Source organism: Nocardia sp. NPDC057663 (assembly GCF_042799895.1).
GTDB lineage: Bacteria > Actinomycetota > Actinomycetes > Mycobacteriales > Mycobacteriaceae > Nocardia.
In genome coordinates, this window is record NZ_JBHVHX010000003.1 from 1 (window position 1) to 13172 (window position 13172).

14 protein-coding genes are annotated in these 13172 nt (G+C 68.8%); all 14 read right to left on the bottom strand.

Features of this window, described 5'->3' with window-relative positions; translation table 11 throughout:
• Window positions 1-592 (bottom strand): adenosylhomocysteinase (locus tag ACFVAV_RS08085; RefSeq protein WP_379031890.1); only part of this gene is annotated, 592 nt, incomplete at its 3' end.
• A gap of 19 nt (window positions 593-611) precedes the next feature.
• The gene (gene metK, locus ACFVAV_RS08090) at window positions 612-1844 is read right to left on the bottom strand and encodes a methionine adenosyltransferase (RefSeq protein WP_379031892.1); all 1233 of its coding nucleotides are present in this window, start codon (window positions 1842-1844) and stop codon (window positions 612-614) included.
• Between the two features lie 8 nt (window positions 1845-1852).
• Entirely contained in the window at window positions 1853-2944 is a 1092-nt protein-coding gene (locus ACFVAV_RS08095) for a 3-oxoacyl-ACP synthase III family protein (RefSeq protein WP_379031895.1), read from the bottom strand.
• Window positions 2945-2952: 8 nt separating this feature from the next.
• Window positions 2953-5289, bottom strand: coding sequence for a beta-ketoacyl-[acyl-carrier-protein] synthase family protein (locus ACFVAV_RS08100; RefSeq protein ID WP_379031898.1), 2337 nt, complete (start codon window positions 5287-5289; stop codon window positions 2953-2955).
• 7 nt (window positions 5290-5296) lie between these two features.
• The gene (locus ACFVAV_RS08105) at window positions 5297-6583 is read right to left on the bottom strand and encodes a beta-ketoacyl-[acyl-carrier-protein] synthase family protein (protein WP_379031901.1); all 1287 of its coding nucleotides are present in this window, start codon (window positions 6581-6583) and stop codon (window positions 5297-5299) included.
• Window positions 6580-6963 carry a 3-hydroxyacyl-ACP dehydratase FabZ family protein gene (locus ACFVAV_RS08110; protein ID WP_379031903.1) on the bottom strand — a complete coding sequence of 128 codons (384 nt, stop codon included), beginning with the start codon at window positions 6961-6963 and terminating at the stop codon, window positions 6580-6582. The genes ACFVAV_RS08105 and ACFVAV_RS08110 overlap by 4 nt, the downstream gene beginning before the upstream one ends.
• Window positions 6956-8218 (bottom strand): beta-ketoacyl-[acyl-carrier-protein] synthase family protein, encoded by a 1263-nt coding sequence (locus ACFVAV_RS08115; RefSeq protein WP_379031905.1) that lies wholly within the window; start codon window positions 8216-8218, stop codon window positions 6956-6958. Before ACFVAV_RS08115 ends, ACFVAV_RS08110 begins: the two co-directional genes overlap by 8 nt.
• Entirely contained in the window at window positions 8215-8670 is a 456-nt protein-coding gene (locus ACFVAV_RS08120; RefSeq protein ID WP_379031907.1) for a hotdog domain-containing protein, read from the bottom strand. The genes ACFVAV_RS08115 and ACFVAV_RS08120 overlap by 4 nt, the downstream gene beginning before the upstream one ends.
• Before the next feature lie 17 nt (window positions 8671-8687).
• A complete protein-coding gene (locus tag ACFVAV_RS08125; RefSeq protein ID WP_379031909.1) occupies window positions 8688-9458 on the bottom strand; it encodes an SDR family NAD(P)-dependent oxidoreductase in 771 nt (256 codons plus the stop codon).
• Entirely contained in the window at window positions 9455-9901 is a 447-nt protein-coding gene (gene acpS / locus ACFVAV_RS08130; protein ID WP_379031911.1) for a holo-ACP synthase, read from the bottom strand. The genes ACFVAV_RS08125 and acpS overlap by 4 nt, the downstream gene beginning before the upstream one ends.
• 3 nt (window positions 9902-9904) lie before the next feature.
• Window positions 9905-10318 (bottom strand): acyl carrier protein, encoded by a 414-nt coding sequence (locus tag ACFVAV_RS08135; RefSeq protein WP_379031914.1) that lies wholly within the window; start codon window positions 10316-10318, stop codon window positions 9905-9907.
• Window positions 10315-11319: an ACP S-malonyltransferase gene (gene fabD, locus ACFVAV_RS08140; protein WP_379031916.1), complete on the bottom strand. Its 1005-nt coding sequence runs from the start codon at window positions 11317-11319 to the stop codon at window positions 10315-10317. The genes ACFVAV_RS08135 and fabD overlap by 4 nt, the downstream gene beginning before the upstream one ends.
• Window positions 11320-11339: 20 nt before the next feature.
• Window positions 11340-11600 (bottom strand): acyl-CoA carboxylase epsilon subunit, encoded by a 261-nt coding sequence (locus tag ACFVAV_RS08145; protein ID WP_379031918.1) that lies wholly within the window; start codon window positions 11598-11600, stop codon window positions 11340-11342.
• Window positions 11597-13141: an acyl-CoA carboxylase subunit beta gene (locus tag ACFVAV_RS08150; protein ID WP_379033516.1), complete on the bottom strand. Its 1545-nt coding sequence runs from the start codon at window positions 13139-13141 to the stop codon at window positions 11597-11599. Before ACFVAV_RS08150 ends, ACFVAV_RS08145 begins: the two co-directional genes overlap by 4 nt.
• Window positions 13142-13172: the final 31 nt, after the last annotated feature.

Sequence of the window (13172 nt, forward strand, 5' to 3'; positions counted from 1 at the left end):
CGACCTCGAGGCGCTCCCGCAACAGGTTCAAAAACACCTTGTACTCGGCCGAGTGATCGGTGTCCTCGGGCGGGACGACACCGGCCTTCTCGAACTGCGCACCACGCAGCACGAGCATGGTCGCGTCACCACCGTCGTCGAGGATCATGTTGGCCGGCTCGTTCGGCCAGGTGAGCATCTGCTCGGCCGCCCACCAGTACTCCTCGAGCGTCTCACCCTTCCACGCGAACACCGGGGTGCCCTGGGGCTCGTCGACGGTGCCGTGGGGTCCGACGACGATCGCGGCGGCCGCGTGGTCCTGGGTGGAGAAGATGTTGCACGAAGCCCAGCGCACCTGCGCGCCGAGAGCGACGAGGGTTTCGATCAGGACGGCGGTCTGCACCGTCATATGCAGCGATCCGGAGATGCGCGCGCCTTTGAGGGGCTGCACATCGTGGTATTCGCGGCGCAGAGCCATCAGGCCGGGCATCTCGTGCTCGGCCAGGCGGATCTCCTTGCGGCCGAATTCGGCCAGCGAGAGATTTGCCACCTTGTAATCGATGCCGTTGCGCTGATCGGCGACAGGCGGCACAGGTGTGAGAACGGCGGTCATTGTCGATCCCTCGATTTCGTCAAGCAGAGACAGGAACGTGTCGGCCGAGTACCGCCTGCAACTCGGCGACGCGGTCGCACCGCTCCCAGGGCAGGTCGATGTCGGTGCGGCCGAAGTGCCCGTAGGCCGCGGTCTGCGCGTACAACGGGCGGGACAGGCCGAGATCACGAATGATCGCGGCCGGACGGAGATCGAACACGGAGCTGATCGCGGCCTGGATCTCGGCCGGGTCGTAGTTCTCGGTGCCGAACGTCTCGACGAAAAGCCCTACCGGAGCGGCCTTTCCGATGGCGTAGGCGACCTGCACTTCGATCCGTTCGGCCAAACCGGCGGCGACCGCGTTCTTGGCCACCCACCGCAGGGCGTAGGCAGCGCTGCGGTCGACCTTGGAGGGATCTTTGCCGGAGAACGCGCCGCCGCCGTGCCGAGCCATTCCGCCGTACGTGTCGACAATGATCTTGCGGCCGGTCAGGCCCGCGTCGCCCATCGGCCCGCCGACCACGAATGTTCCGGTCGGATTCACCAGCAGGCGCACATCGTCGGCGTCGATCCGCCCAGGCAGCTCATCCAGCACCGGATCGAGAACATAGGTACGCAGGTCCGGTGCGAGCAGATCGTCCAGGTCGATGTCGGGCGCATGTTGGGTGGAGAGCACGATCGTGTCGACGCGGACCGGAGTGTCACGGGCGTATTCGATGGTCACCTGAGTCTTGCCGTCAGGACGCAGGTAGGGCAGCACGCCGGTCTTGCGAACCTCGGCCAGGCGCCGGGAGAGCTTGTGCGCCAAGGCGATCGGCAGCGGCATATATTCCGGGGTGTCGGAATTGGCGTAGCCGAACATCAGCCCTTGGTCACCGGCGCCCTGCTGGTCGACCGGGTCACCGTGTCCGTCGACCCTGGCCTCGTAGGCATGCTCGACGCCCTGTGCGATGTCGGGCGATTGGGCGCCGATCGCGATGTTGATGCCACAGCTGTGACCGTCGAACCCCTTCGCCGAGTTGTCGTAGCCGATCTCGACGATCTTCTCGCGCACGATGGCGGGGATGTCGGGTACCGCGGTCGTGGTGACCTCGCCGGCCACGTGTACCTGGCCGGTGGTTACCAGGGTCTCCACCGCGACCCTGGACGTCGGGTCGGCGGCCAGCAGCGCGTCGAGGATCGAATCGCTGATCGCGTCGCAGATCTTGTCCGGGTGGCCCTCGGTGACCGATTCACTGGTGAACAACCGCCGGGACGGATTCTGAAGGGACATCGGATTTCCTATCTGATCTCGGCCGGCCAGCGCACGGCCATGCCGGTGAACACGTAACGGCTGGCCTCGATCGCCAACAGCACCACGGTGTGGCCGGGCCGGATCCGGCCGTCGGCCAGGCCGGCGTCGAGCGCCAGCAGGACGGCGGGCGAACCGGTCGCGCCGACGTCGGCGAGGTTCTCCACGATCTTGGCTTGCAGGCTGTCGAAGTCGGCGTGGGAAAGACCCGCCTCCTCGAACTCGCGGCTGAAGTAGTCGGCGTTGCCTTCGGGCAGCACCACCGCGTCGACGTCGTCGAGGCGAAGCCCAGACTTGTCCAGCAGTTCACGCAGGGCGGTGACGAAGATCTGCGGACCGTACTTCGCGACACCGGAGGCGTCGAGCGTGATCTCCATGAGCCGCTTGCGTTGCAGCTGTTCGTGGATCGGCCGGTCGGTGCCGCCGCCGACCACCCGCATACCCGGTGCGCGACGGCCACCCATGCACGCGTTGACATAGCCATAGCGGGTCGCGCCCTCGGCGTCGCCACCGCCGCGCAGCACGACGGCCGCGGCGCCGTCGCCGAAGTTGTACAGCGTGAGGCGGTCACGCATCCGGACCATGTCGGGGTCGCGGCCGAGGAAGCTCGGCGCCAGGATCGGCGAGATCGCCTCGGTGCCGATGACCAGCGCGGTGGTGTGGGTGCCGTCGGCGAGCTGACGGAAGGCGATGTCGAGCGCCTGCACGGCGCCGACGCAGCCGGCCCGCACCTCGATGACGGCGCAGCGCTCGAGCCCGAGATGTTCCTGCACGTAGCTGCCCGCGGTGGGTAGATGGAACTCCGGGCTCGCCGTGGATACGACGATGAGGTCCACTTCCTCGGGGCTCACACCCGCCTGTTCGAGCGCGCGGCGGGCGGCGGCCTCGGCCATCCGGCTGTTGCTGATGTGATGGTCGCCGGCAGCGGGATCGATCATCCAGTGCCGGTGTTGCACCTGGAGTCCGGCGAGCACGTCGGCGGGCAGCGGACCGACCAGCTTCTCCAGGTCGTCGTTGCTGATCGGGGCGCCGGGCAGGAAGGAGCCGGTACCCAGGATGGTGACATTGCGGTCGATGGTCATGGCGGTGATTACTCCGTTTCCGGGACGAACACCAGGGAGAGGTGGGTTCCGCCCAGCGATGAGCTGTTGACGAGAACGGGAGCGGTCAGGGATGCCTGCTCGCTCAGGGCAAGGGCGGCCGAGAGATGGGCGCCCGCGCCGACCGGTTCGCCCAGGACTGTTCTGGGTCGTTCGCACCGAGCGCCGGTGCCGTCGAGCACCCTGGCCAGGGCGGCGGCCTCGGGTTCGTCGACCGAGCTGATACCCGCGGCATTGGCCCAGACCGCGCCGAGGTCGGCGGGCCCAAGCCCCGCCTCGGCCAGGGCCGCCCGCATGGCCCGCTCGATGCCCGCACCCTCGCGATCCCAGGCACCCACTCCGCGTGCGTCCGAGGCATTGCCGTAACCAGCGAGTTCGGCGAGCACCCGCGCGCCCCTGGCACGTGCGAACGACTCGCGCTCCAGGAGCAGGGTGATCGCGCCCTCGGCGAGGATTGCCCCGCCGCGGTGCTGGGCATCGAACAGCGGAATGCGCTGGTAGGCCTGGAGCGCGAACGGTGCCAGGGCGTCCACCGCCGGGCACAGCAGCGCGTCGGCGACCCCGCCGCGCAGCAGGTCGTAGGCGACTCCGAGCGCGGTGGCACCCGCGGCATGGGCGGAAGTGAGCGTGGAGGTCGGGCCGCGGACACCGAGCAGCATCGACACCTGGCCCGCCGCGGCGTTGTACACGGTGTTCGGGAAGATCGCCGGGTTGGCCGCTGCCGCACCGGATTCCAGGACCGGAATCGTGAAGCGCTCGAGGCTCTCCACCGGACCGAGGCCGGTACCGAGGATCACTCCGATGCGGTCGCGATCCTGGGCCGACAGATCGAGCCCGGCGTCGTCGAGGGCCATCCGGCTCGCGGCGACCGCGAAGATGCCGAGCCGGTCCATCCGGCGGCGCTGCTTCGGCGTCAGGTAGGGAGATGGGTCGAATTCGACCGGCGCGAAGGGGAATTCATCACCGGACAGCGGTGGCCGCAGGCCGGCGTGATAGGCGTGTGCCAGTTCCGACGGTGCGGTGCCGCTCGGCGTGATCACCCCGATCCCGGTGACGACGACCCGCTCGGCCGTCTGCGGTGCGCGCCGTCCGGCATCATGGCCCGCCCGCCCGAACATCACGGTGGCGTTCGCCCCGGCGAAGGCGAAGTTGTTCGACATCGCGATGTCCATCGCCATCGGCCGCGCGACATTGGGGACCGCATCCAACCCGCACTTGGGGTCGGGTTCGGTGAATCCCGCGGTGGGCGGCGCGATCTGGTCCCGCAGCGCGAGCACCGTGGCGATGCCCTCGACCGCGCCCGCGGCACCGAGCAGATGTCCGACCATCGATTTGACGCTGCTCAAGGCGATCCGGTCCTGCGCGGGCCCGAACGCGCGGCGCACCGCGTTGCTCTCCGCCGAGTCGTTCTTCGGGGTGCCGGTACCGTGCCCGTTGACGTAGCCGACCTCGGCCGGGCTGATGCCGGTGGCGGCGAATGCCGCGGTCAACGCGCGGGCGGCGCCTTCGCCTTCCGGATGCGGCGCGGTTGGGTGATAGCCGTCGGCGGACAGCCCGTACCCGAGCACCTCGGCGAGGACCGGCGTGCCCAGCGCGAGTGCCACCGAATGCTCCAGCAACAGCAGCATGCCGCTGCCCTCGCCGAGCGAAAGCCCTTGCCGGTCCTTGGAATAGGGCGCCGCGGGCACCGGCGACAGCGACTCCAGGCTGTAAAAGCCGGCGAACACTGTCTCGTTGAAGGCATCGCTGCCGCCGACCAGCATCGCGTCGGCCCGGCCTGCCCGGATCATCTCGACCGCGTGTGCCAGGGCGTGCGCGCCCGCGGCGCAGGCGGTGTTGACCGACAACACCGGGCCCCGCAGGCCGAATGCTCCGCTCAGGGCTTCGGCGATGGTCTGCGGCTGGATCATCAGATACTGCTGCCAGTGCGGCTGCTCGCCGTCGCGCTCGGCACGCCAAGCGTGTTCCAGGCTGCGCAGGCCGCCGTTGCAGGTGCCGACTGACACGCCCCAGCGGGACCGGTCGATGCCCGGCTCGCCGGCGTCCGGCGTCGCCGACAGACCGGCGTGTTCGATGGCCTCCCTCGCCGCGGCGAGGGCGAATTCGATCACCGGGTCCACGTCCGACGCCACCGACGTATCCCGGTCGGCCCGCCATGAGGTGACCTCACCGCCCACGGTGGTGCCGAACCCGGACATGTCCAAGCTCTCGACCGCGCCGATCGCGACATTGCCCGCGAGGAAGCCCTTCCACATCGCCTCGGCACCGGGGCCCTGCGCGGTCACCGCACCGACCCCGCTCACCACGATTCTCGGGAGAGTTCGCATCCCGATCTCACCTCGCCTTCGCCATGGCCAGCGAGACCGCCTGGCCTTCGAAACCTCTGGCCAGCGCGAGCGCGGTGGTCAGCTCTGCCTGCCGGGGACTGCCCGGCACGTAATCCAGGTCGCACAGGGGGTCGGGCCGATCCAGGTTGGCGGTCGAGGGAATCACGCTGTGGTACAGCGCGAGTGCGACCACCGCGGCATTGGCCGCTCCTGCCCCGCCGACCAGATGGCCGATCTGCGGCTTGACGCTGCTCACCGGCACATTCCCGGCATGCGGACCCAGTGCGGCGTGCAATGCCCGCGTCTCACTGACGTCACCGTCGACGGTGGCGCAGCCGTGCGCCGCCACATACGAGACCGCGTCCGTGCCGACCCGGGCGTCGCGCAGCGACATCTCGATCGCCTGGGCCAGCCCCCGGCCCTGCGGGTGCGGCGCAGGCGGCTCGTGGCATTCGTTGCCGGAGCCGAAACCGGTGATCTCGGCGTAGATTCGGGCGCCCCGCGCCTCGGCCGCACCACGCTCCTCGAGCACCAGCAGCGCCGCGCCTTCACCGAGGACCGAACCCGAACGCTCGGCGTCGAACGGCCGGAACGCGGCCGCACCACGGTCGTTGTCGGTGGCGAGCACGCCGACACCGTCGAGTTTGGACATCGGCCACCAGTTGGTGGCGTCGTCGTATCCGCCTGCCACCGCCAGGTCCGCCTCGCCGCGCCGGATGGCACGCATCGCCCGCCCGATCGCGGTGGCCCCGCTGTCGGCGGTGCCCGCGTAGAACGAGTTCGGGCCGCGGATGCCGAACTTCTGGGAAACGTGGAACACCGCGGCCGGCTGCAGTCCCTCGACGAAGAACAGCGGCGCCATGATCGAGGCACCCTCGGCGCCGAGGCGATGCATGTCGAGACTGCCGTCCGGGCGCCGGATCCGGACGATGCTCTCGATGAGATCGTCCAGGCGCGAGATCTCCTTGTTGCCACCGAGATAGAGCCCGGCCCGCGGGCCGAGACCGGACCGGGTGTCCAGTCCCGCGTCCTGCAGTGCCAGCGTCGCGCCGGCGACACCGAGCTGGTCACCGCGATTGAGCATGCGCAGTGACTTGCGCGAGGCGAACTGCGCCGGATCGAAGCCGGTGATCTCCGCGCCGAGCCGGGTACGCAGGGGCGCCGGGTCATAGGCATTGATCAGTCCGATCCCGGAACGCCCGGCCAGCAGCCCGTCCCAGGTGGTGGCGGCGTCCGCGCCGAGCGCGGTGAGCAGTCCGATGCCGGTGACCACCACTCGTCGTTGCTCGCTCATCGAGTCCCCCTGTCCTGTTCCAGGCGCAGCGTGCGCACCGTGGCCACTGTGCGTCCGTCGACTTCGGCAACGGCGCGACACTCGAAGTAGTCCGCGGTCACCGCGGTCGCCTCGACGGTGAGGCGTATCTGGTCGCCGGGTTCGACATAGCGACGGAACCTGGCTCCGAGAATCGATTGCTGCCGGTTCAGGTGCGACGGCGCGACCAGGACAGCCAGGGCGGCCATCCGTTCGAGCAGCAGCACTCCGGGCAGCACCGGGAAGCGCGGGAAATGCGAATCGAACACCGGCAGTGTCGCGGGCACGTTGGACAGGGCACTGCCACGCACACCCGCCTCCACCTCGAACACCCGATCCAGGAGGACCTGCGGTTCACTCATCGTGGGCTCCGATCACCAGGGCGGTGTTCGTGCCACCGAAGGCGAAGGCATTGATCAGGGCCGCCCGCACGGTCGCCGGCCTGGCCGCACCCGGGACGTAGTCGAGGTCGAGGCCACGGCCCGGCGTCGCCAGATTGATCGTCGGCGGCACCAGTGCGTGCCGGATCGCGCCGATCGCGGCGAGCACGTTCAGACCCGCGCCTGCTGCGGTGAGGTGCCCTGCCATCGATTTCGGCGAACTCACCAGCAGCCGGGACGCATGCTCACCGAATACCTTCTTCAGCGCCACGGTCTCGGATTCGTCGTTGCCCGGAGTGCTTGTGCCGTGCGCGACAACGTAATCGATGCCTTCGACGCCGAGGCCCGACTCGGCGATCGCACCTTCGACGGCCTCGACCGCGCCGGTGCCGTCGGGTGGTGAATCGGTGATGCGCCAGGCGTTGAGCGTGGAGGAGTAACCGAGCACCTCGGCCAGGATCGGCGCCCCGCGCCGCACCGCCGACTCGTGCTCCTCCAACGCGAACACCACCGCGCCTTCGCCGAGCACGAAACCCGAACGGCTGCTGTCGAACGGGCGGGAGGCGCGCTGCGGATCCTCGTTGTACTCGGTGGCGAGTGCACCGAGCAGACTGAACCCCAGGGCGTCGAGCCAGGTGGTCAGCGAGTCGTAACCGCCGGCCAGCATCAGGTCGGCATCGCCCTCCTGGATGAAGCGGTAGGCCTCCCCGATAGCGTGCCCCGAGCCCGAACACGCCGTGCTGACGCCGGCCACCGGGCCGGTCGCCTCGAGCAGCCGCGCCATCACCGCGACCGGGAGGTTCTGGTTGCCCTGCAGCGTGGCACTCGGCGACTGCCGCTGGAATGCGCCGCGATTGCCGGTGGTAGCCCGCTCGTGGCCGATGTCGACCAGCAGCTGCAGATCCGGCCGCCCCACGCTCGCACCCATCGCCACACCACGGCGGTGGGCCGGTGGCGCACCGTCACCGAGACCCGCCGCGGCGATGGCCTGCGCCGCCGCGGCGACACCGAACCCGCCCGCTCGGGACAGATGCCGCCACCGTGTGCCGGGTGGCAGATCCCGAGCGGGCACGAAATCACGCACCTGGCCCGCGATCCGCACGGGGAAGCCGGACACGTCGAACGTGGACAGCGCCCCGACTCCACTGCGGCCCGCGGCCAGGCTGTGCCAGGTGGTCTCCGCGTCGTTGCCCAGCGGGGTCACCGCGCCGATACCCGTGACGACGACCCGCCTCATGCGACCAGTTCCTTCCGGCACAGTGTCCGGCCCATCCGCGCGGTGGCGGCCGGGTCGTCGAGATTCTCGGCGGCCAGCAGCGCGCACATGATGCCCGCCGCGGTGAGAACCGGGTCGCCCTCGACCCGAACGGTCGCATCGATCACCGCGGCCTCGCCGGTGAGCGCGGCGACCCGGACCTCGACGACGAGCTCGTCACCGGGCACTACGGCAGCGAGATGACATACCTCGTCGACCGACAGCAGCGCGGCGCGCTGCCGGAAATCACTGCCGAGCAACAACAACCAGCTCGCGGTCTGACACGCGACCTCCAGGACGAGCCCCGGCGGCATGATCCGCGCGCCGGAAACCGCACTCACCCAGTAGGTCTCGGCGGCGGATGTCAGTTTCCGGCCGGTCGCGCTCCGCCCGGCCTCCCAGGAATCGATTCTGTCTATCAGGTGAAATCGCATCTGCTTCTCTTTCCGGATCAACTCATCCGCCCGGTGCCCAGCTGGGCGCCGAATCCGCCGTCGACCCGCATCACTTCACCGGTCATGTAGGCCGAGCCCGGTCCCGCCAGAAACGCGATGGCCTCGGCTATCTGCTCGACCTCGGCGAGAGCGCGCAGCGGAATCTGCCGCTCGAGCTTCTTGCCACCGCCGACCTCGAGCAGACCGCCGATCAGGTCGGTCGGCGAGAAACCCGGCAGCACCGCGTTCACCCGGATTCCGAAGCGGGCGAGTTCGACGGCACTGCAGTAGGTGAAGGCATTGATCGCGCCCTTGGATGCGGAGTAGTTCGACTGCCCGATCCAGCCTCGTTCGGCCATCACCGACGACACATTCACAATCACGCCGTCCCGCTGGGACATGAACTGATCCAGCACCGCCTTCGTGCTGTTGAACACCCCGCCGAAATTGACCTGCATCACCGCCAGCCAGTCGGCCGGCTCCATGTCGTAAATCAGTCCATCGCGGGCGATTCCGGCATTGTTGACCAGAATGTGCAGCCCGCCCAGTTCGGCGACGGTCCGTGCGACCAGGCTGTGCGCCTGGCTCGGGTCCGACACGTCGGCGCCGATCGCGATCGCGGTGCCGCCTGCTTCGGCGATCTCGGCGACCACGGACTTCGCCGCCTCCTCGTCCGCGCGATAGTTGACCGCGACCGCGGCACCGCGGGCCGCGAGCAGCCGGGCGGTGGCACGTCCGATACCGCGGGAACCGCCGGTCACCAGTGCGATCCGACCGTCGAAAGTCATGCCGTTACCTCCTCCGCCGCAGCGGCGGTGTCGAGTTCAGTACTGTCGGCGTCCGCGGCGGTGAGGACGACGAAAGCGATGGCCATTCCACCGTTGTGCGACAGCGAGATATCCATGTCGCCGATCCGGTGCCGCGCCGCGGCCGCGGCCGCGACACCCGAGAGGTGCAGCCGCGGTTTGCCGCTCGCGCTGTTGACGACTTCGACGTCGCGCCAGCGCATGCCCGCGCCCAGTGCCTTGAACACCGCTTCCTTGGCGGCGAACCGGGCGGCCAGATGCTCGGCTCTGCGCTTGCGCCCGGCGACGTAGGCCAGCTCGCGCGCGCTGAAGATCTCCTCGGCCAGCGCGGGCTGCCCGGCCAGGCGCGCGGCGAGCTGCTCGACATCGGTGATGTCGACACCGACGAAGATCTTCGAGCCCGCCTGCGCCCGCGCCCTGAACACCGCTCAGCTCGCTTCGGCTGCCAATGCGCTACGCGCACTGGCCATCTCGGCCAGGTTTCGGACCGTGAACAGGGTCATCACCTGGTCCGCGGTGAGCTTGCCCGCGAGCTCGGCGACATCGATCTGCGGCAGTACCGAAGCCAGCTGCGCCAGCCCGGCACTGCTGATGATGCCGTCGGCGTCCTCGAATTCCTCGTCGCTGAGCTCGCCCTGGAGCAGCTCGGCGATCTCGGAGGCCTGGATCTTCACCCCGACCTTGCGCTCGATCCGGAACAGGATGTCGAGCAGGTCGATCGACTCCGCGCCCAGTTCGCCCAGCACGGTGGCGTCCGGCTCGGCCTCGTCCAGATCGATGCCGACCGCTTCGGCGACGGCTTCCTGCACCGCGTTGAGGGTGTCCACATTGGTCTCGGTCATGATTGGTTCCTCTCCTGCACTTTCCTGATTGCGCGAATCGCCCCGTCGAGGCGGCGATCGTCCCCGGTACTCGACACCGGAAATCCCTCGAAGGTGTTCTTGACGAAGCCCGTCAGCACGCGGCCCGGGCCGATCTCGACGAAATCGGCGAATCCGAGCTCACCCGCGGTACCGAGCACTCCGGTCCAGCGCACCGGCTGGGCGAGCTGCGTGCGCAGTACCTGCCTGGCCTGCGCGCCGTCGCCGAGTCGCGTACCGGTGACCGAGCTGATCACCGGTATCTCGGCCTGCCCGAACGGATACCGGGCGAGTTCGGCGGCGAACTCCACTTCGATCTCGGCCATGAGCGAACTGTGGAAGGGCGCACCGACTTCCAGCATCACGACCTTCTCCGCGCCGGCAGCGGTGGCGGCTTCGGCGACCTCGGCCAGCGCGTCCCGGTGACCCGACACCACGACCTGCCGAGGATCGTTGTAGTTGGCGACCTCGGCGACGCCCGGCACTCGCCGCTCGGCACACAACCGCTCGACCACCTCGTGACCGAGGCCGATCACCGCCAGCATGCCGCCGTCACTGCTGCGTGCCACGCGGGCCATCAGCTCCCCACGGCGAGCCACCAGAGCCAGCGCGGCCTCGAGCGACAGCACCTGCGCCGCCACCAGGGCGCTGAACTCACCGAGGCTGTGCCCGGCCACTGCGGCAGGACGGAAACCGCTGGCCCGCAGTACTTCCCAGGCAGCGATGCTGGTGGCGACCACGGCCAGCTGGGTCACCTCGGTACGGGTCAATTCGGCCTTGGCGCCGGACACGCACAGCTCGGTGAGCCCGAATCCGGCCACCGCGTCCGCGGTGGCGAAGATCGGCCCGGCGATGCCCCCGTGTCGTTCGAGCAGGTGCGCGGCCATACCCGCACGTTGGGAACCCTGACCGGGGAACATCGCCAGAATCGGATCATCGACCGTCTGCCGCGGCGGCGGGGCCGTCCTTGTGGAAACCGTCATGTCTTGTCTCGCTTCCTGATTCAGTGAACGACAGCCGCAACCCTGCGCGGCCTGGCGCGGGGCTGGTGCTGCTCCCGGGCCCGTGGCGCCCATGCCCCCGGTGGCTTGCCGATCGGGGCCCTTCCGCTGTCGCGCCACGCGCCGGTGCCGGACTCGGCCGGCACGGCGGCGATGGCGGGCGGAGCCAGTAGTGCCAGCGCCGCGACCAGCGCCACGATCTCGCTGTCGGTGGGATTGCCACGCACGATGCGCAGGTCGGGCTCTTCCTCCCGCGCTGTCACAGCGGAATATTCCCGTGTTTGCGAACGGGCCCGTTGGCTCGTTTGCTCGCCAGCATCGCCAACGACCGGATCAGTACCGATCGAGTCTGTTCGGGGTCGATGACGTCGTCGACGTGCCCGCGGCGGGCAGCCACGAAGGGATTCATCAGTTCGTCCTGATACTGATCGATCAGTTCCCGGCGCAACGATTCCGGATCGCCGGCAGCGGCGATCTGTTTGCGGAAGATGATGTTGGCGGCCGCCTCGGCACCCATCACCGCGGTCTGATTGGTCGGCCAGGCATAGGACAGATCCGCGCCGATGGACTTGGAATCCATGACGATGTAGGCACCACCGAACGCCTTGCGAACGATGACCTGGATACGGGGCACGGTCGCCTCGCAATAGGCGTACAGCAGTTTCGCCCCACGGCGGATGACCGCGTCGTGCTCCTGGCCGACGCCGGGGAGGAAGCCTGGCACATCCACCAGGGTGACCAGCGGAATATTGAACGCATCGCACATCCGCACGAAACGCGCGGCTTTCTCCGAGGCCGCGATATCGAGGACACCGGCCAGTACCGCCGGCTGATTGCCGACGATACCGACGACTTTCCCATCCAGCCGTGCGAGCACACAGAGAATATTGCGTGCCCAGCCCTCGTGGACCTCCAGAAACTCACCGTCGTCGACGATATCGGCGATTACCCGGCGCATGTCATAGGGCACCCGGCCGTCGACCGGAACGATATCGAGAACTTGCGTGCACAGACGCTCCGCGGGATCCGACGTAGGATACTCCGGCGGGATTTCCTGGTTGTTCGACGGCAAATAGGAGAGCAGTTGCCGGACGTCGTCGAAACACGTTTCCTCGTCGGGCGCCACGAATGCGGCGACACCGGTGCCTTCGGCATGACGCCGGGCGCCGCCGAGTTCTTCCTGAGTGACGCTTTCCCCGGTCACCTCGCGGACCACATCCGGACCGGTGATGAACATATTCGCCATACCCTCGACCATGAAGGTGAAGTCGGTCAACGCCGGCGAATACACCGCGCCACCCGCACACGATCCGAGCACGACACTCAGTTGTGGTACGACACCGGACGCGCGGACATTCCGAGCAAAAAGACCGCCGAATCCGGCGAGTGCGTCGATGCCTTCCTGAATGCGAGCGCCACCACCGTCGTTGAGACCGACCACCGGTGCGCCCGCGGCGTCCGCCAGGTCGAGCAGTTGATGCAGCTTGCGGGCGTACACCGCGCCGAGCGCGCCGCCACGGATCCGGGCGTCATGGGCGAAGACGAACACCGTCCGGCCGTCGATCGTCCCCCAGCCGGTGACCACGCCGTCACCGGCCGGATGGGACTCCTCCATACCGAAACCGGTCGCCCGGTGTTCGGCGAACATCCCGACCTCGGTGAAACTTCCGCTGTCGAGCAGCATGTCGATCCGGGTCCTGGCATCGATCTTGCCTTTGTCGCGATGCCGGCGATCGGCGGCACCATCGGCAGCCGACAGGGCCGCGATGCGGTGCGCGGTGAGCGACTCGACCGCGACCCGCATCGAGGCAGGCGCAGGGGCGGCGGACCCGCGG